Genomic DNA, 17793 nt, shown 5'->3' with positions numbered 1-17793 from the left:
ATAGTTAAATGCGAGAAAAAACCAGTTGTTGGCCTAAGTAAACCATAAACAAACATAGACTTAGGTTCAACACCACATTCAAAGCCGCCTTCAACCAATCTCCTTCTTGCATCAGCAATAAAGTTTCGTTTGAGAAAGTTGAAAACGTTGTCAAAGCGCCTAACAGGCCAACGCCGATCAGGGCTTTGAGTTCTGGGCTGATATGACTCATTTGTCCCAGTGCGTAAATGACGCCCATTAAAAATGAACCGAGGACATTGACCAACAGTGTACCAAAAGGAAAACTGCTGCCAAATACTTGGATCATGAATATTGAAATAAGATAGCGAAAAACCGCACCAATGGAACCACCCAAGGCCACAAGTAGGAGATTATTCATACCTTTTTCTCCCACTGGCTTGATCTAATTGCGCTAATTGCGCCAATTTGTCCTTAATCCGCTTCTCAAATCCGCGTTCGGTCGGGAAATAAAATTGAGATGCTTGTAAGGATTCGGGGAAATAATTTTCGCCGCTGGCATAGGCATTGGGTTCATCGTGGGCATAGCGATATTCGGCGCCAAAGCCCATCTCCGCCATGAGTTTGGTCGGCGCATTGCGCAGATGATAAGGCACGGCCTCTTGGCTGGTTTCGCGTGCCAGCGCCCTCGCCGCTTTAAAGGCGGTGTAAACGGCATTACTCTTAGGCGCACTGGCTAAATACACAATCGCTTGGGCAATCGCCCGCTCACCTTCGGCAGGTCCGACGCGGTGGAAACAATCCCAGGCATTGAGCGCGACTGTCATGGCATTAGGATCGGCATTACCCACATCTTCCGAGGCTATAGCTAATAAGCGTCTGGCGACATATAACGGATCGCCGCCGCCTTCTAGAATGCGGCAGAACCAATACAGCGCTGCATCGGGCGCCGAGCCGCGAATCGATTTGTGTACCGCCGAAATCAAATCGTAAAACTGATCGCCATTTTTATCGAACCCCGCCACTTGATGGCCTGCGACTTGTACCAGCATTTCAGTGGTAAAACTGCCGCCATCGGCCACCATATCGCTCATCAACTCAAGCAGGTTTAGCGCCTTGCGCGCATCGCCGTCACAGAGCTGCGCCAGCTTATTAAGCACATCCGTTGGCATAATTAACTGACGCTGCCCTAAACCACGTTCGGTATCCGTTAAGGCTTGGGTGATGATATGTACTATCTCGTCTTGGCTTAAGCGCTTGATAAGATAGACACGTGCCCGCGACAGTAAGGCGTTATTGATTTCAAATGAAGGATTTTCAGTGGTCGCCCCAATAAAAATCACAGTGCCATCTTCAATGAAGGGCAAAAAGGCGTCCTGCTGACTCTTATTAAAGCGATGCACTTCATCGACAAACAGCAAGGTGCGTTGGCCACGAGACTGGGCAACGGCTTGGGCCTGCTCGATAGCGGCGCGAATGTCTTTTACCCCCGAGGTGACCGCCGAGATGCGTTCAACATGGGCATTGGAATAATGGGCGATAAGTTCGGCAAGTGTCGTTTTACCTGTGCCCGGCGGTCCCCATAACATCATCGAATGGGCTCGGCCCGCTTCTAATGCTTGGCGCAGTGGTTGGCCTTCCCCCAACAAATGGGCTTGACCTATATACTCGGCAATCGTCCTTGGCCGCATACGCGCGGCTAAGGGACGAAAATCAGGCGCAAAATTAAACGATAAACTGCTCACGCGTAAACCTACTGGCTTTTAAGACGTTGATCATCCACATCAACGTTTTCTGGCAACACGAACTTAAATAACGCTTTATCCGCGGCGCTAATGCTGTGTTGATTGCTCAAATCAAACTGGCTCTGGTTGCCTTTATCATCGAGCACATTGAATTTATTCAGCGTGCCTTTGTTAAAACAGACATTGACCGAGGAGATCCCGGCATCCGTGGCCTTAGGTTTGATTTCATAACAGTCTTGCTTCTTGGCGACGCTATATTGTGACCAAGTGGCGTCATCGCGGTGAACCAATAAGGCGATCGGCGATGCATTAATGGCTTCAGCAAAATCCATGATCACCACTTCTTCGGCGAAGGGATTATAAATCCATAAATCTTTACCGTCGGCGACAATTTGGGATTCATCGGGCGCGGTTAAATGCCAATAGAACTGGTTTGGATGGGCAAGCGCGAATACACCCGCGCCCGTTTGGATAACCTTTTTATTGATATCGGTAACGGTTTGCTTGAAATCCGCCTTGAGTGACTCAGTGCCGTTTAAGGTTTCGCGTAATTGCTTTGCGTCATCGGCCAATACTGCATTGCTGTATAACAATGGTGATAACAACACAGCACACAACAGTTTTTTCATAGGTATCCTTTGGACTAAAAGTTGAACTCGCCGCATTATGGCGAGTTCAAACTGACATCTAGCTTAACATTAATAGTGTTTCGGGGCCGGCGGTGCCAGCACTTCGCGGTTACCATTATGGCCCTGCGCCGAGACCACGCCCTGCATTTCCATTTGTTCGATAATACGTGCTGCGCGGTTATAACCAATCTTAAATTTACGCTGCACACTCGAAATCGAACCGCGGCGGGTTTCGGTCACGAAGGCGACAGCCTCATCGTAAAGGGGATCGTATTCTTCATCGGATTCGGCGGTTTCACCCGGCAAGAGCACTTGTTCGCCCTCACTCACGCCATTGAGGATCTCATCAATGTATTGTGGCTTACCACGGGCACACCAATCGGCCACCACACGGTGAACTTCATGGTCATCGATAAAGGCACCATGGACACGGTTTGGCACCGCGGTGCCGGGCGGTAAATACAACATGTCACCCATACCCAATAAGGTTTCAGCGCCTTGCTGATCCAAAATCGTACGGGAGTCGATACGGGAAGACACTTGGAACGCCATCCGTGTCGGGATGTTGGCTTTAATTAAGCCCGTGATCACATCCACCGATGGACGTTGGGTCGCAAGGATTAAATGAATACCCGCAGCACGGGCTTTTTGAGCGATACGGGCGATCAACTCTTCCACTTTTTTACCGACAATCATCATCATGTCAGCAAATTCGTCGACGACAACCACAATCGATGGCAGTTTATCTAAGGCTGGCGCCTCAGGCTCCATGCTGTCAGATGACTTCCACATGGGGTCTAAAATCACTTCGCCATTAGCTTTCGCCTCGGCAATCTTGGCGTTATAGCCCTTGATGTTACGAACGCCCATCATAGACATTAGCTTGTAGCGGCGCTCCATCTCACCCACACACCAGCGCAGCGCATTGGCCGCTTCTTTCATGTCGGTAACCACTTCACAGAGTAGATGTGGGATGCCTTCATACACCGACAATTCCAGCATTTTCGGGTCGATCATGATAAAGCGAACATCTTCAGGGCCAGACTTATACAATAAGCTGGTGATCATCACGTTTACCCCGACCGATTTACCCGAACCTGTGGTACCGGCAACCAGTAAGTGCGGCATTTTGCCTAAATCAACCACCACAGGCTCGCCGGAAATATCTTGGCCAAGCACCATGGTCAGGTTCGACTTGCTCTCGGTAAAGGCTTCGCAATCGAGTACATCACGCATGTACACGGTTTCGCGGAACTTGTTTGGCAGTTCGAGACCCACATAGGATTTACCCGGAATCACCTCAACCACACGTACACGCTCGGCCAGCAGTGAACGTGCTAGGTCGTTGGCGAGGTTTGAAATCTTCGAGGCTTTAATGCCTGGGGCTAAATCCAGCTCAAAACGGGTGATCACAGGACCGGGATAAACCCCCACCACTGTGGCCACAATGTTAAAATCGGCAAGCTTGGCCTCGACTAAGCGGGCAACTTGCTCTAATTCCTCAGGGCTTATCGGATTCTTTTTACGATTAGGCACATCCAGCAAGCTGATGTTTGGCAGCGGATCCATAGGTTTTGCTGGAACAGGTTTATCTTCTTGTCCCGGTAAAACCACAATCCCATCGACAATCTTCGCCTTTGGCGCTTCTTTTTGACGTTGTGCCTGAGTCACCGCGCCCGTTGAGGCTTTAGTATCAAAATCGATGACATCTTCATCGTTAAAACCTAACTCGTCTTCATCCTCGTCATCGAGCATGGTTTCACGATGGAATACGGGTTCGTCATCGCCATCGTCATCTTCGAATACGTGCGCCTTGAACTCTGTTTCATCCTCTAAATCTAATTCGGCTGCTTTGGGCTTAGCCACCCAAGGCGGCGCCTCAAAATGGCCATGTTCAGCCACGGCGCTGGCTTGATCCAATTGGGGCTCAACTCGTTGTTGGCCTTTAGGTTCAGCCTTGGCTTTATTGCTGTTTAAGCTCAAGATTTTTGCGAGCGCCGACAGCTTGCCCTTACCTGTACTCGCTTCGGTGATGATTTCGTCGCTGACTTCTTCCTTTTCCTCCTTCACTGGGCGAGTGGTAAAGATGCGACTCGGTGCGACTTCAGGCTCACGCACTCTGGCTTTTTCAAGCTGGTGCTGTGAATCACGGCGCTGCTTAAACTTATCAACGACCGTCATAAAACCACGGGTATCTTCGGTTTCACGCTCACGTTTAAGTGCTTGTGGCAGACGTTTGAGCTTTCTGAAGCACCAAATGGAAACAAAGCCGACCTTCTCGACCACAGTTAACCAGCTGATCCCGGTTAACAGCGTAAAGCCCGAGCCTAAGAAGCACAGCAGCAACAAGGTCGTGCCGAGCTTATTAAAATACGGCAACATGGCTTGGCCGATAACATCCCCTGCCACACCGCCAGCGGAAAATTCATAGATGTTATTAGCATTCATGCTGGCTAATGCCGAAAAACCGAGGATAAGCAGCAGAAAACCTATGATGCGCAGTGCGACTGAAAAGTAGTCAATTTCCAATAAATCATGGGCGCGTTTGAAAAGCAGCCAACCTGTCGAGGCCACAATAATCGGCATGATGTAGGCAGTGACGCCAAAAAAGTACAGCAGAATGTCGGCAATCCACGCCCCTACTGCACCCGTCCAGTTTTTGATATCGCCTTGAAAATGAGACTGGCTCCAGCCCGGATCCGACGGACTAAAACTGGTTAAGGCAAGCAAAATATAGGTGGCTAAAACACAGCAAATGATGAGTCCGCCTTCGAGCAGACGCTGCAGGCCTGAGAGCGTGCGTACACTATTTCCTTGAGACAAACGACTTAATCCATAAAAATGAAAACAGGTGGGCTAACGATACCAGAATCCCACTAAATGTGGAGCATCTTAGGGCGTTTTTATCCTAAGAATTACTGGTACAAGGCAAAAAATCGGCGCTAATGACCTAAAGCACAGGTTTTCAACATTAACTGACTATTATGCAACCAATTTACCCGCTGAACAGAAGATAAAAACCAGATAAAAATTCGCCCTTAAGCTGGCAAACCTAAGGGCTAAGCAAGGTCATTTTTGAGTTCGAAACGGTGATCGTAGGAATAAATAAGGGGCCGAGGCCCCTTATTGTAAACGTTCAGGGTATTAAATATCGGAGAGCAGATGGTTTATCGCGACACGACTCGTGTGTTTCACTTCTTCCATCACCACGTAAGTACGGGTATCGGACACTGAAGGTAATTTCAGCAGCGTCTCACCGAGTAAACGGCGATAAGCTGACATATCAGAAACACGTGTCTTCAATAAGTAGTCAAAGTCACCAGAAACCAGATGACACTCTTGAATATCATCTAACAGTTGCACAGCGCGATTAAACTTATCAAATACTTCGGGAGTATCACGGCTCAAGGTGATTTCCACGAATACCAGTAGGGATGCACCCAAGAAATGAGGATTTACCAAGGCGGTATAGCCGTTGATATATCCTTGCTTTTCGAGTCGTTTCACTCTTTCTAAACACGGAGTGGGACTTAATCCTACTCTTTTAGACAGTTCCACATTTGAAATGCGTCCATCAATTTGTAATTCATTAAGAATGTTGCGATCGATGCGATCCAAGTCTTTTACAGGACTCTTTTTATTATATGCCATTTATTTAACCTTGCTTTATCACTAAAACAACATTTTATTCTACGTATGTCTAAAGTTCAGCAGCATAAACTGCGTCGCCGATACTATACTAGATATCCCTGAATTAATCACGTTCAGGTCACGATAAAATAACAATTATGCCCATTAAAAGTGGGTTTTTCAGGCAATTGAGGCTCAAAAATGATTATTGGTGTACCAAAGGAAATTAAAAACCACGAGTATCGTGTCGGTATGGTTCCTTCAAGCGTTCGCGAATTGACCATCAAAGGTCATGAAGTGTTTGTCGAAACGAATGCCGGCACGGGAATTGGTTTTTCAGATCAGGATTATGTTGATGCAGGTGCCGAAATATTAGCAACTGCTGCTGAAGTCTTTGCTAAAGCAGAGATGATCGTAAAGGTAAAAGAGCCTCAAGCAGTCGAACGCGCTATGCTGCGTCATGACCAGATTTTATTCACTTATCTGCATTTAGCGCCGGATTTACCACAAACTGAAGATTTAATTAAAAGTGGTGCCGTATGTATCGCTTACGAAACAGTAACCGATGACCGTGGTGGCTTACCTTTGCTGGCCCCAATGTCAGAAGTGGCTGGTCGCATGTCTATTCAAGCGGGTGCGATGGCGCTGGAAAAATCTTCTGGTGGCCGTGGCATGCTTTTAGGCGGTGTACCAGGTGTCGAGCCTGCAAAAGTTGTGATCATCGGCGGTGGTATGGTTGGTACCAATGCTGCACAAATGGCTGTGGGCATGGGTGCTGATGTTGTAGTGCTTGACCGTAGCATCGATGCACTGCGTCGCTTAAACGTACAATTTGGTTCTGCAGTTAAGGCTGTTTACTCAACTGCCGATGCGATCGAGCGCCATGTATTAGAAGCTGATCTCGTGATTGGTGGCGTATTAATTCCAGGTGCTGCGGCGCCTAAGCTTGTGACACGTAGCATGATCGCTCGCATGAAGCCAGGTAGTGCTATCGTTGACGTAGCAATCGACCAAGGTGGTTGTGTGGAAACTTCACATGCAACGACTCACCAAGATCCAACTTACATCGTTGATGATGTAGTGCATTACTGTGTCGCGAACATGCCAGGTGCTGTTGCCCGCACTTCAACCTTCGCCCTGAATAACGCGACTCTGCCTTATATCCTTAAGTTAGCTAACTTAGGTTATAAAGCTGCCCTACTACAAGACAAACACTTACTGAACGGTTTGAACGTGATGCACGGCAAACTGGTTTGTAAAGAAGTGGCGCAAGCATTAAATCTTGAGTACACAGCGCCAGCAAGTTTATTAGCCTAATCATATGAGAGCCTAGGTCCTTCAGACCTACTCTGCTTTGTTCGGCCTCACTCTGTTGAGGCCGATTTTTTATGCTGATCACAAATATCTTCACCCGTGCGGGGTTTAAGCCAAAGCCTTAGTAAACTCAGGCTGACAATTTGCCTTAGGATTCGATTAGCATAATCTAAAAGAATCACCAAACAGCGCTTTACCCCTACAGGTAAATTCCCTACAATCCATGCAATTTGCTAAAGGCACGGAGAGAAAAATGAGCCAAGTCAGACACAGTAACCTATTGATTTTAGGTTCAGGTCCCGCAGGATACACGGCCGCAGTTTATGCTGCGCGCGCAAACTTAAAGCCTGTGATGATTACAGGTATGCAGCAAGGTGGTCAGTTAACCACCACGACTGAAGTTGAAAACTGGCCAGGTGATGCAGAAGACTTAACGGGTCCAGCATTAATGGAACGTATGCAAAAGCATGCGGAAAAGTTTGATACTGAAATCCTTTTCGACCATATCAATGAAGTCACACTGACTGAGCGCCCTTTCCGTCTAAAAGGCGATAACGGTGAATACACCTGTGATGCGCTGATCATTGCGACAGGCGCCTCAGCTCGTTACTTAGGTCTGGAGTCAGAAGAAGCGTTCAAAGGACGCGGCGTATCGGCTTGTGCGACCTGTGATGGTTTCTTCTATCGCAATCAGAAAGTTGCAGTCATTGGTGGTGGTAACACAGCCGTTGAAGAAGCGCTGTATTTGAGTAACATCGCCGCCGAAGTGCACTTAATTCATCGCCGTGACACCTTCCGCTCAGAGAAAATCCTTATCGACCGTTTAATGGATAAAGTAGCTAACGGCAACATTATCCTGCACCTAGATCAAACCATGGAAGAAGTGGTTGGTGACGCTATGGGTGTGACAGGCCTGAAAATGAAGAGCACCAAAGATGGCGCTATCACAGATCTGGCTGTTGCCGGTGTGTTCGTGGCCATTGGTCACAGCCCAAATACTGGGATTTTCGAAGGCCAGTTAGAGATGAACAACGGTTATCTGAAGGTGCAAAGCGGCCTTCAAGGTAATGCGACCCAAACCAGCATTGAAGGTGTGTTTGCCGCGGGTGACGTTATGGACCAACATTACCGTCAAGCGATTACCTCTGCGGGTACCGGTTGTATGGCAGCATTAGATGCTGAGCGTTACTTAGACGCTAAAAAATAATCACGCGCAGAAACCATCGGATCTGGTTCTTAGTTTTAGCGAGATTCAAATAGAAATAGCAGGCATCAGCCTGCTATTTTTTTATCTGTATTTTGTGACTCGCCTGAAGCAAGCCTCAACGCTATTTTGGACGGGTCACAGCAACAAAAAAAGGGACCGAATGGTCCCCTCTTAAGTGCGGCAAACTAATTGCTTAGTTTAACGCTTCTTTTGCTTTTTCAACTAAAGTTGCGAATACAACTTTGTCGAATACAGCGATGTCAGCCAAAATCTTACGATCGATTTCGATAGACGCCTTTTTCAGACCGTTGATGAAACGGCTGTAAGACAGACCATTTTGACGAGCTGCAGCATTAATACGTGCAATCCACAGTTGACGGAATTGACGTTTTTTCTGACGACGGTCACGGTAAGCATATTGACCAGCTTTAGTTACTGCTTGAACAGCAACGCGGTAAGTACGGCTACGAGCGCCATAATAACCTTTAGCTAATTTTAAAACTTTCTTGTGACGAGCACGTGCGGTTACACCACGCTTAACTCTTGGCATTTTCTAATCTCCTAAATTAAGCGTATGGTAATTGACGCGCGATTGCTGGAACGTCAACTTTAGCAACTAAACACTTGTTACGTAAGTGACGCTTACGCTTAGTGCTCTTTTTGGTCAGAATGTGACGTAAATGGGCTTGCTTGCGCTTGAAACCATTAGCGGTTTTCTTAAAACGCTTCGCTACACCTCTGTCGGTTTTCATTTTAGGCATTACTAAAACTCCGCATTGGGATGTTAAATAAAAAGCAAGGCGAGCGAAGGCATATAGCCTTCGCTACTTTTATAGGTTGCCCTACTTATTTCTTTTTAGGCGCGAGCACCATAATGGCTTGTCGGCCTTCCATTTTCGGGAAGGATTCAACAATTGCATACTCATCCAAATCTGTTTTGATACGGTTCAATAGATCCATACCTAGGTTTTGGTGAGCCATTTCGCGGCCTCGGAAACGCAGCGTAATTTTCGCTTTGTCCCCGTCTTCCAGAAAACGTATCAGGTTGCGTAGTTTTACCTGATAGTCGTTTTCGTCAGTTCCAGGACGGAATTTGATTTCCTTAACCTGAACCTGTTTTTGCTTCTTCTTTTGTTCCTTTTGAGCTTTCGCTTTATCAAATAGGAACTTACCGTAGTCCATAATGCGACATACTGGAGGTTCAGCGTTTGGACTAATTTCGACTAGGTCTACACCCGCTTCATCTGCCAAATTCTGAGCATCTCTGATGCTCACCACACCAATAGCTTCACCATCAATGCCGGTTAAGCGTACTTCTGGTACACCTGTGATTTCTTCATTGATTCTATTAGGGGCCAGCTGACGCCCTGCTGTTTTCTTGATCTTTATGACCTATTCCTCCAACAATTTGAGACTACGGAGCGAAATTTGTTGATGGATCTTAGCGGCGAAATCTTCAATTCGCATCTTACCTAAGTCAACGCCATCACGTGTACGCACCGCAACTTCCTTATTTTCCATTTCCTGATCGCCAACGACCAATAAATAAGGAACACGCCTTAAGGTGTGCTCGCGTATTTTAAAGCCTATTTTCTCATTCCTCAAGTCAAATGAGGCGCGAATACCTTGTTCTTTGAAGAATTTGACCACTTCTTCAACATAATCAGCCTGTTTGTCGGTGATATTCATCACGACAACTTGCATTGGAGCCAACCAAGTTGGGAAACGACCTGCGTATTCTTCGATCAAAATACCTAAGAAACGCTCCAACGAGCCTAAAATCGCACGATGGATCATCACAGGCGTTTGACGGCTGTTATCTTCGGCGACATAAGTTGCACCTAAACGGCTCGGTAATGCGTAGTCTAATTGCACAGTACCGCATTGCCATGCACGGTCTAAACAGTCGTGCAGCGTGAATTCAATCTTAGGACCGTAGAAGGCACCTTCACCCGGTAAAATGGTGAATTCGATATTGTTCGCACGTAAGGCTTGCTTGAGTGCTTCTTCGGCTCTGTCCCACATTGCATCGTCACCGATACGTTTTTCAGGGCGAGTTGACAGTTTTACAACGATGTTCTCAAAGCCAAATGTCGAGTAAGTGTCGTATACCATTTGGATACAAGAGCTAACTTCTGCTTGAACTTGATCTTCAGTACAGAAGATATGGGCATCGTCTTGAGTAAAACCACGTACGCGCATCAGCCCATGCAGTGAACCTGATGGCTCATTGCGGTGACAGCAACCAAATTCCGCCATACGCAGTGGCAGATCACGGTAAGATTTCAAGCCTTGGTTGAAGATCTGTACGTGGCCTGGGCAGTTCATTGGCTTAACCGCATATTCACGGTTTTCACTGCTGGTTGTGAACATGGCTTCTGAGTATTTATCCCAGTGACCGGAACGTTCCCACAAAACGCGGTCCATCATCAACGGACCTTTCACTTCTTGGTAAGTGTATTGATTTAACTTACGGCGAATGAAACGTTCTAATTCGAGGAAGATGCTCCAACCGTCGTTATGCCAGAACACCATGCCTGGTGCTTCTTCTTGCATATGGTAGAGGTCAAGTTGCTTACCTATTTTACGGTGGTCACGTTTAGCCGCTTCTTCGAGGCGGGCTAAATGGGTGCTCAGGGCTTTTTTATCCGCCCATGCTGTACCGTAAATACGTTGCAGCATCTTGTTTTCAGAGTTACCGCGCCAGTAAGCGCCAGCAATGCTCATCAATTTGAAATGGTGGCAGAAACGCATGTTTGGCACGTGTGGACCACGACACATGTCGGTGTATTCTTCGTGATGATACAGCGCTGGAGTTGCATCTTTGCTGATGTTCTCATCCAGAATCGCGATCTTGTATTCTTCACCGCGTGCGGCAAAGGTATCACGGGCTTCTTGCCAGCTCACAACGCGTTTGACTACGTCGTAATTGGTTTTCGCCAATTCCAGCATACGTTTTTCGAGGGCTTCGATATCTTCTTGAGTCAGCTTGTGCTCAAGATCGATGTCGTAATAGAAGCCGTTATCGATCACAGGACCGATCGCCATCTTGGTTTGTGGCCATAATTGCTTGATTGCATGGCCTAATAAATGCGCGCAAGAATGGCGAAGGATTTCAATACCTTCTTCGTCTTTAGCGGTAATAATAGAAAGTTCAGCATCGGTTTCGATCAGATCGCAAGCGTCTTTTAGTTCGCCATTCACGCGACCAGCGATACAGGCTTTAGCAAGACCAGGGCCGATATCAGCGGCAACATCGAGAGTCGATACGGGATGTGCAAACTCGCGCTTGCTACCATCAGGAAGTGTAATTACAGGCATGAAATATCCTTGTCCAGTGGTGACCCACACGTAGGGCCACATGGTGATTAAGTAAAAAGAGAATGCTCGCGAGGTTAAGACAGTACAGGAGTCTTAGCCGCCTTGCGTAGCAGGACAGTTATTCTACGGGATAGTCTTTAAGGCACGCAAGTTAAATGGCCCAATTGCGAGGCTTAGCACTCAAATCAGCTTCTTTATTAACACCAATCCGCAAAGTTTACCGTGAATTCATCATATTGCAGTCAATCATTCATGTGGCAGTCATCTAACACCCCTACGCTATGCGCGTTAAATGATTGCGGGTTGGTTGGAGGTTTCCACCATGCCTACCGTGCCGTCACATCGCTGTAAATAATGAAGCCAAAGGAGTTGGTATGTTCACGAGTATCCTATTGACGGTTGCACTTAGCCAAGTCGCCCAGAACCCAATCCCAGTTAGCCCCACGCCACACACTCAACCTGCCCCCCGAGCTATTCAACTCCAAGCGGTGCAATTCGACGCCATAGGCTTACAGGCCGATATCCACGCCGAGCTTTTGCAGCAGATAGAACAGCTATCACAGGCCATTAGTGACAATATAGAGCAAGGCATATTACCGACGGCGCCTGTCGAACTGATGACAGTAAAGGATTGAGTTAGCTTAGCCGGTACGTATTGCTTGACGGTTTTTACGCGAGATAAATCTCAGTGAAAAAAGTACCCAGCGCTGAGATGAACGGAAAAATCTAGTTACAGAGATTTTGATACCGACTTTATCTAAGTTGCCACGGCACATTCTTGTATACTCAACTAAAGCCTGTGTGAAGGCTTAGCGACAAGTGTCATCCCTAGCATTCGTTAGAGAGGAGTTGCGCCATGAGGATCATGAATAAAGTGATTGCCTGCCCCCACTGCGGACACCATCAACATATTAGTATTGATGCCAGCAGCGGCGATCAGGATTATTACGATGACTGCCGAATTTGTTGTAATCCCATCCACCTGCGTTTACATGTGGATGATGCCCGCCGCACCATAGAGTTATATATTGACTCGGACGACGAGCAAATTTACTAGGCATGTAGCTTAAGATTGGCCGCTAAAACGTTTGGCCAGCACACGCTCGACGGTATCGACGATGGCTTGGGTTTGGCTGTCAATTTCGATATTTAGCTCATCTCCAACCTGACACTGGCCTAAGTTGGTCAATTTGAGGGTTTCTGGGATCAAGTGCAGCATAAAACTGCTCTCGGTCACCTCGCCGACCGTTAAGCTGCAACCGTTTACCCCGACAAAGCCTTTATAAAGGATATAGTTCATCCATTTGGGCTCGACGCTTAAGGTCAGATCATAATGCTGCTCGGTGTGACTAATGTGGCTAACTTTCGCCTTGGTATGAATGTGTCCCGAGAGGATATGGCCGCCGATTTCACTACCGAACGTCAAAGAACGCTCAATGTTCACCCGCTGACCAACGGTCAAATTGGCAAGGTTTGTCAACCTTAAGGTCTCTTCCACTACATCGAAAAATACCCTATCATCAACGACCTGAGTCACCGTCAGACATACCCCGTTATTTGCCACACTTGCGCCAATCGCAAGTCCCTCATGCAAATCAGGTTTAAACGCTACCTCAAGGGTATTTAGGCCATCTTTCTTATGTATTGCAACCACCTCACAGGTGGCTTGAACTATACCAGTAAACATTTTTTGCTCGCTTATTTGTTAAAGGCTGTATTTATGAATCATTCAGGCTTTCAGGCCAAACGCTTAATTCAACTCGCACTCCCTGTGTTGATTGCCCAAGTGACCCAAACCATGATGGGGTTTATCGATACGGTCATGGCGGGCCGCGTCAGTGCTGTCGATATGGCCGCCGTGGCCGTAGGAACCAGTCTTTGGTTACCCGCCATCTTATTTGTCCAAGGGTTGCTGATGGCGTTTACGCCGTTATTTGCCCATCATAATGGCGCAAATAATCAGAAAGCCATTCAACCGCTGGCGTTTCAAGGCGCTTATCTGGCCTTAATTGGTGGCCTTGGCGTGATGGCGTTTCTTGCATCCGCCCCACTCGTGCTCAGCCATATGAATTTAGAGCCCCAATTGTACAACTTAACCATAGGATATATCGACGGTATTTTATGGGGCGCGCCCGCATTTGTGCTCTATCAGGTATTACGCGGTTGCAGCGAAGGGATTTCTTACACATTACCGACCATGATCATCGGATTCGTTGGGCTCGCGGTGAATATTCCGGCGAACTATATCTTTATCTATGGTCATTTCGGCATGCCAGCAATGGGCGGCGCCGGCTGTGGTGTCGCGACAGCACTAGTGTTTTGGGCCATGTTGATTGCCATGACGATTTATATGCAGCTACATAAAAAGTTTGCCGCATTGGCGCCCTTTAGCCAGTTCCATCGCCCTGATTTTGCCACCATGAAGAAGATGACTAAGCTTGGAATGCCGATTGCGATGGCGCTCTTCTTTGAGGTGAGCCTATTTGCAATTATTGCCCTGCTGCTGGCGCCATTGGGCGCGACTGTCGTGGCCAGTCATCAGATTGCGCTGAACTTCTCCGCCATAGTATTTATGTTGCCACTCTCGATTGGTATTGCCGTCTCGATTCGTATTGGCTACTACCTCGGCCGCGATCGCGCGGATATTTCTGCCGTGGTGGCAAAGGTTGGATTGTGGTTGGCGCTTTCATTGGCCTTGTCGACGGCAATCTTAACGGTGTTATTCCGCTTCCAAATCGCTGAGTTGTATAACAGCGATCCTGAAGTGGTGGTACTTGCCGGCAGTTTGATGCTCATGGCCGCGCTGTATCAATTATCTGACTCAATCCAAGTGGTCGCTGCCGGTGCCTTGCGTGGATATAAAGATACCCGCAGTGCGTTTTATATTACGCTGTTTTCCTACTGGGGCATTGGCATGACATTAGGTTATACCTTGGCGTATACCGACTTTATCGTACCCGCCATGGGCGCCCATGGTTTTTGGACTGGATTAATTGCCGGCCTCACCTCAGCGGCGCTGCTGTTTTTCATCCGCCTTCGTTATATTCAAAAGCATGGTGTGCATTTAAGTTTGATTGAAGGCGACAGCGTGCATCATTAAGCAGATTGAAAGATAAAACGGCGAGCATTTGGCTCGCCGTTTTATTTCGCGCGGGGTCATTTGGGCCCTCATCACAGTCTAACTTGCCGCTTTATCAACAACTTTGCTGAAACACTGGACAAGTTGCACAGCAATTCACCATTTGGCAATAAAATTCATTTTTTTGCTTGCCAGCCTTTCGCTATCCCCCTAATATAGCGCTCGTTCCGAAGCGCAACGCTAAGTTGTGTTGAGGCAACAATTAAAACGATGCACCCGTAGCTCAGTTGGTTAGAGCACTACCTTGACATGGTAGGGGTCGGTGGTTCGAGTCCACTCGGGTGTACCACTCTCTTCAAAGAGTATAAACTTTGACTTCTTATTAAAAAGTAAACAGTGCACCCGTAGCTCAGTTGGTTAGAGCACTACCTTGACATGGTAGGGGTCGGTGGTTCGAGTCCACTCGGGTGTACCATTTCTCGCTTTAACTCCCTATAAAACCTCAATTTAATATAAAATCCATCGAGATTCTTAATTTTTATTTGTGCCTAAGATAAAATCTTCGAGCCTGTTTTAGTTTTTTGCAAAAACATTCAAACATGCCCCACCCTTCGGCTCTGTCTGATTTTGCCTCTTTTGCTTAATCCACATTTACCGCTGTTCCCCCAAAATTCAACGTTTTTCTAAACTTGTGCCCATTTCGTGCCAAACCTGTTGGCACAAGATACATTTGATAACTTGCCCACTGACCCCCATCTTAAATAGCTAAAGAAATCCTAGTAACCATCGGGAGTGAGCCATAACCGCCACACCGATTGCAAAATGTGTTTTCATTTCGCCGGCGGCAAATCGGCTAAGATTCTAGGTATTTTTATTTCGGCATTTAATGGGGTCATCTTGCCTGCATCACAACAGTATTCGCAAACAAGCAAGTCACTATTGCAATTCAAATATTCATTGTGTGGACATAGCGAAAGTGAAGACTCTGACTTATATATCTATGGAAGGAAAAATACCTACATTAGGCTTTTTTAACTGAATTTGAGCATAGTCATCATTGCTGGGGTTTACATGCGTAATCTAAAGATCAGTCACCTATTACTTGGCGCTTTTGCGATTCCAATTATTGCAATTCTAGGGTTAACCATGATGGCAATGAGCAAAATGCAGGTCATCAATGATCAGTCTACCGTCATATCCAATGACTGGTTGCCAGCCGTGCGGGTCATCGAGCGACTCAACGGTCAAACCGCAGATCTTAGGGTATTAGAATCCCGGCATATTCTCTCGCTGGATGAAGGACAGATGCGAGATACCGAGCGTGAACTGGAGAAAACCAAAGCGCAAATCGATGACTCTATCCGCACCTACGAGCAACTGATCAGCGGCAATAAAGAACGAAATATCTTCAATGATTTTCAGCGCTTATATAAGGAATATCTTGTCGTTCATCAGAAGCTGCTTATACTGTCACGGGCAAATAAAAACGAAGATGCTAAACAATTGCTGCTGACGGAATCACTCGAGGCGTACAACGAATACTCGGATTTATTGCTGAAATTATCAGACCTGAATTACAAAGGCGCGCAGGACGCAAGCAGCTATGGCGATGTGATTTACGATGAATCGATCAAAATAATGTTATTCATTTTGGTCATAGTGTCATTGTTGGTGTTAGTGACGTCGACGGCTATCTCAAAATTTATTATTACATCAATTAAAACTGTGCAGAGTTTTATGGCGAAGTTGGCTAATGGCGATCTTTCCGAGCGCATTGCCGATATTGGCAATAATGAATTGGGTATTTTGGCTCAGGGCTGTAATGAGACAGCCGATAAAATTTCTGAGATGACCGAGCAATTGATTACCGTTGCCGACAATACCGCGACTTCGGCCGAAATACTCGCCTCGACCATGAATCAAGTTGAGCATAATTCCCAGCAAATGCTGGTTCAGGTAGAACAAATCGCGACGGCGCTCAATGAAATGTCCAGTACGGCACTCGAAGTGAGTAAAAATGCGACTGAGGCGGAAACCAGTGCTGGTGAGGCGATGGGCAATGTCTCTGAAGGCAATAAATCCCTCGGTGAGTCCGATAATATTTCAGTCAAAATTGGCGCGGCGATCCGAGATTCAGGCACCATAGTCAATCAGTTGAAAGACTATTCCATCGAAATTGGCTCTGTTATTGATGTGATTACCAGTATTTCCGAACAAACCAACCTACTGGCACTCAATGCGGCGATTGAAGCGGCAAGGGCTGGTGAAGCGGGTCGCGGTTTTGCCGTTGTTGCCGATGAGGTTCGCTCTCTTGCGGCTAAAACCCAGCAATCCACCATTGATATTCAAGAGATTATTTCAAAATTACAGTCTCAGGCGGAAAAGGCCGATCATTATATGAAGGCCAATACCAGTTTGTTGGATGAGTCACAAATGGTATCGGAAAAAGTGCGTAGTGCTTTCCAAGGTATTTCCGCCTCCGTCAATGCGATTTCTAATGTTAATACCGTGGTTGCCACTGCCTCGAGCGAACAATCCAGCGTGACCGAAGACATTTCCAGAAATATCTCATCGACGGTTGAAATGGTCGATCAAAACGTGGTGGGAGTCGGCAACGCCAGTAAGGCTTGCCATGATGTGTTATCCGAAGCGGGTAAACAAAAACAGCTACTTGCCTTCTTCAAAACCAAGCGCAGTTATTGATTAGAGAATAGATTTATTCAGGTGTCGATTGTGAGTTAAAGCGAACTACTGAACGTTAGCACACTTGAGATTTAGCGCGGCCTAGGTTAGTGGAGTCTAGGCTGCGCTACAAAAGAGGATAAACACCTAACCGCAAACACTGTTGACGTTCAATGTGAAAGTTCATTGTTTAGCTATCTGTTGAAGCTCTTGTTAACGCAAGTGTCA

General features: G+C 46.9%; 16 protein-coding genes and 2 tRNA genes. 8 read left to right on the top strand and 10 right to left on the bottom strand.

All coding sequences use genetic code 11. The annotated features are described in order from the left end of the window. Positions 1 to 4: 4 nt before the first annotated feature. The 5 genes from crcB to lrp form a co-directional block, all read right to left on the bottom strand. Positions 5 to 379: a fluoride efflux transporter CrcB gene (crcB, locus tag N7386_RS10785; protein ID WP_011622732.1), complete on the bottom strand. Its 375-nt coding sequence runs from the start codon at positions 377 to 379 to the stop codon at positions 5 to 7. Beyond that, entirely contained in the window at positions 372 to 1703 is a 1332-nt protein-coding gene (locus tag N7386_RS10780) for a replication-associated recombination protein A (protein WP_279768465.1), read from the bottom strand. Before N7386_RS10780 ends, crcB begins: the two co-directional genes overlap by 8 nt. Before the next feature lie 8 nt (positions 1704 to 1711). Beyond that, positions 1712 to 2332, bottom strand: a complete 621-nt coding sequence (lolA, locus tag N7386_RS10775; RefSeq protein ID WP_011717033.1) for an outer membrane lipoprotein chaperone LolA — start codon at positions 2330 to 2332, stop codon at positions 1712 to 1714. A gap of 69 nt (positions 2333 to 2401) precedes the next feature. Continuing rightward, on the bottom strand, positions 2402 to 5155 hold the full coding sequence (locus N7386_RS10770; protein ID WP_011717032.1) for a DNA translocase FtsK 4TM domain-containing protein: 2754 nt from the start codon (positions 5153 to 5155) through the stop codon (positions 2402 to 2404). A 321-nt stretch (positions 5156 to 5476) separates the two neighbouring features. Continuing rightward, positions 5477 to 5983 (bottom strand): leucine-responsive transcriptional regulator Lrp, encoded by a 507-nt coding sequence (gene lrp, locus N7386_RS10765; RefSeq protein WP_007647640.1) that lies wholly within the window; start codon positions 5981 to 5983, stop codon positions 5477 to 5479. Positions 5984 to 6163: 180 nt separating this feature from the next. Here lrp and ald point away from each other — a divergent pair, with 180 nt between their 5' ends. Then, positions 6164 to 7279: an alanine dehydrogenase gene (gene ald / locus N7386_RS10760; protein WP_011717031.1), complete on the top strand. Its 1116-nt coding sequence runs from the start codon at positions 6164 to 6166 to the stop codon at positions 7277 to 7279. Positions 7280 to 7529: 250 nt separating this feature from the next. Beyond that, positions 7530 to 8483 carry a thioredoxin-disulfide reductase gene (trxB, locus tag N7386_RS10755; protein ID WP_011717030.1) on the top strand — a complete coding sequence of 318 codons (954 nt, stop codon included), beginning with the start codon at positions 7530 to 7532 and terminating at the stop codon, positions 8481 to 8483. A gap of 193 nt (positions 8484 to 8676) precedes the next feature. Here trxB and rplT read toward each other — a convergent pair whose 3' ends face one another. From rplT to thrS, 4 genes are all read right to left on the bottom strand, one after another. Beyond that, positions 8677 to 9033 carry a 50S ribosomal protein L20 gene (gene rplT, locus N7386_RS10750; protein ID WP_006081652.1) on the bottom strand — a complete coding sequence of 119 codons (357 nt, stop codon included), beginning with the start codon at positions 9031 to 9033 and terminating at the stop codon, positions 8677 to 8679. Positions 9034 to 9049: 16 nt separating this feature from the next. Beyond that, positions 9050 to 9244, bottom strand: a complete 195-nt coding sequence (gene rpmI, locus N7386_RS10745) for a 50S ribosomal protein L35 (RefSeq protein ID WP_011072303.1) — start codon at positions 9242 to 9244, stop codon at positions 9050 to 9052. Between the two features lie 85 nt (positions 9245 to 9329). Continuing rightward, on the bottom strand, positions 9330 to 9872 hold the full coding sequence (gene infC / locus N7386_RS10740) for a translation initiation factor IF-3 (protein WP_084294816.1): 543 nt from the start codon (positions 9870 to 9872) through the stop codon (positions 9330 to 9332). 3 nt (positions 9873 to 9875) lie between these two features. Beyond that, complete coding sequence (gene thrS / locus N7386_RS10735) at positions 9876 to 11804, bottom strand: threonine--tRNA ligase (protein WP_011622724.1); 1929 nt, start codon at positions 11802 to 11804, stop codon at positions 9876 to 9878. A gap of 374 nt (positions 11805 to 12178) precedes the next feature. Here thrS and N7386_RS10730 point away from each other — a divergent pair, with 374 nt between their 5' ends. Together N7386_RS10730 and N7386_RS10725 are read left to right on the top strand one after the other, a co-directional pair. Then, on the top strand, positions 12179 to 12439 hold the full coding sequence (locus N7386_RS10730) for a hypothetical protein (protein ID WP_244096609.1): 261 nt from the start codon (positions 12179 to 12181) through the stop codon (positions 12437 to 12439). 221 nt (positions 12440 to 12660) lie between these two features. After that, complete coding sequence (locus tag N7386_RS10725) at positions 12661 to 12861, top strand: CPXCG motif-containing cysteine-rich protein (RefSeq protein WP_011622722.1); 201 nt, start codon at positions 12661 to 12663, stop codon at positions 12859 to 12861. Between the two features lie 9 nt (positions 12862 to 12870). Here N7386_RS10725 and N7386_RS10720 read toward each other — a convergent pair whose 3' ends face one another. Then, on the bottom strand, positions 12871 to 13491 hold the full coding sequence (locus N7386_RS10720) for a riboflavin synthase (RefSeq protein ID WP_011622721.1): 621 nt from the start codon (positions 13489 to 13491) through the stop codon (positions 12871 to 12873). Between the two features lie 33 nt (positions 13492 to 13524). Here N7386_RS10720 and N7386_RS10715 point away from each other — a divergent pair, with 33 nt between their 5' ends. From N7386_RS10715 to N7386_RS10700, 4 genes are all read left to right on the top strand, one after another. Then, positions 13525 to 14904: an MATE family efflux transporter gene (locus N7386_RS10715; protein ID WP_011717029.1), complete on the top strand. Its 1380-nt coding sequence runs from the start codon at positions 13525 to 13527 to the stop codon at positions 14902 to 14904. Positions 14905 to 15155: 251 nt separating this feature from the next. Further along, positions 15156 to 15232 (top strand) — tRNA-Val (locus tag N7386_RS10710). 49 nt (positions 15233 to 15281) lie between these two features. Further along, a tRNA-Val gene (locus N7386_RS10705) sits at positions 15282 to 15358 on the top strand. 596 nt (positions 15359 to 15954) lie between these two features. Next, the gene (locus N7386_RS10700) at positions 15955 to 17586 is read left to right on the top strand and encodes a methyl-accepting chemotaxis protein (RefSeq protein ID WP_279768454.1); all 1632 of its coding nucleotides are present in this window, start codon (positions 15955 to 15957) and stop codon (positions 17584 to 17586) included. The last annotated feature ends 207 nt before the right edge of the window (positions 17587 to 17793 follow it).

Source organism: Shewanella sp. GD04112, assembly GCF_029835735.1.
In the GTDB taxonomy this organism is placed as follows: Bacteria; Pseudomonadota; Gammaproteobacteria; order Enterobacterales; family Shewanellaceae; genus Shewanella.
Note: the sequence above shows the minus strand (reverse complement) of the source record. Positions and strands in the feature narration are given on the sequence as shown.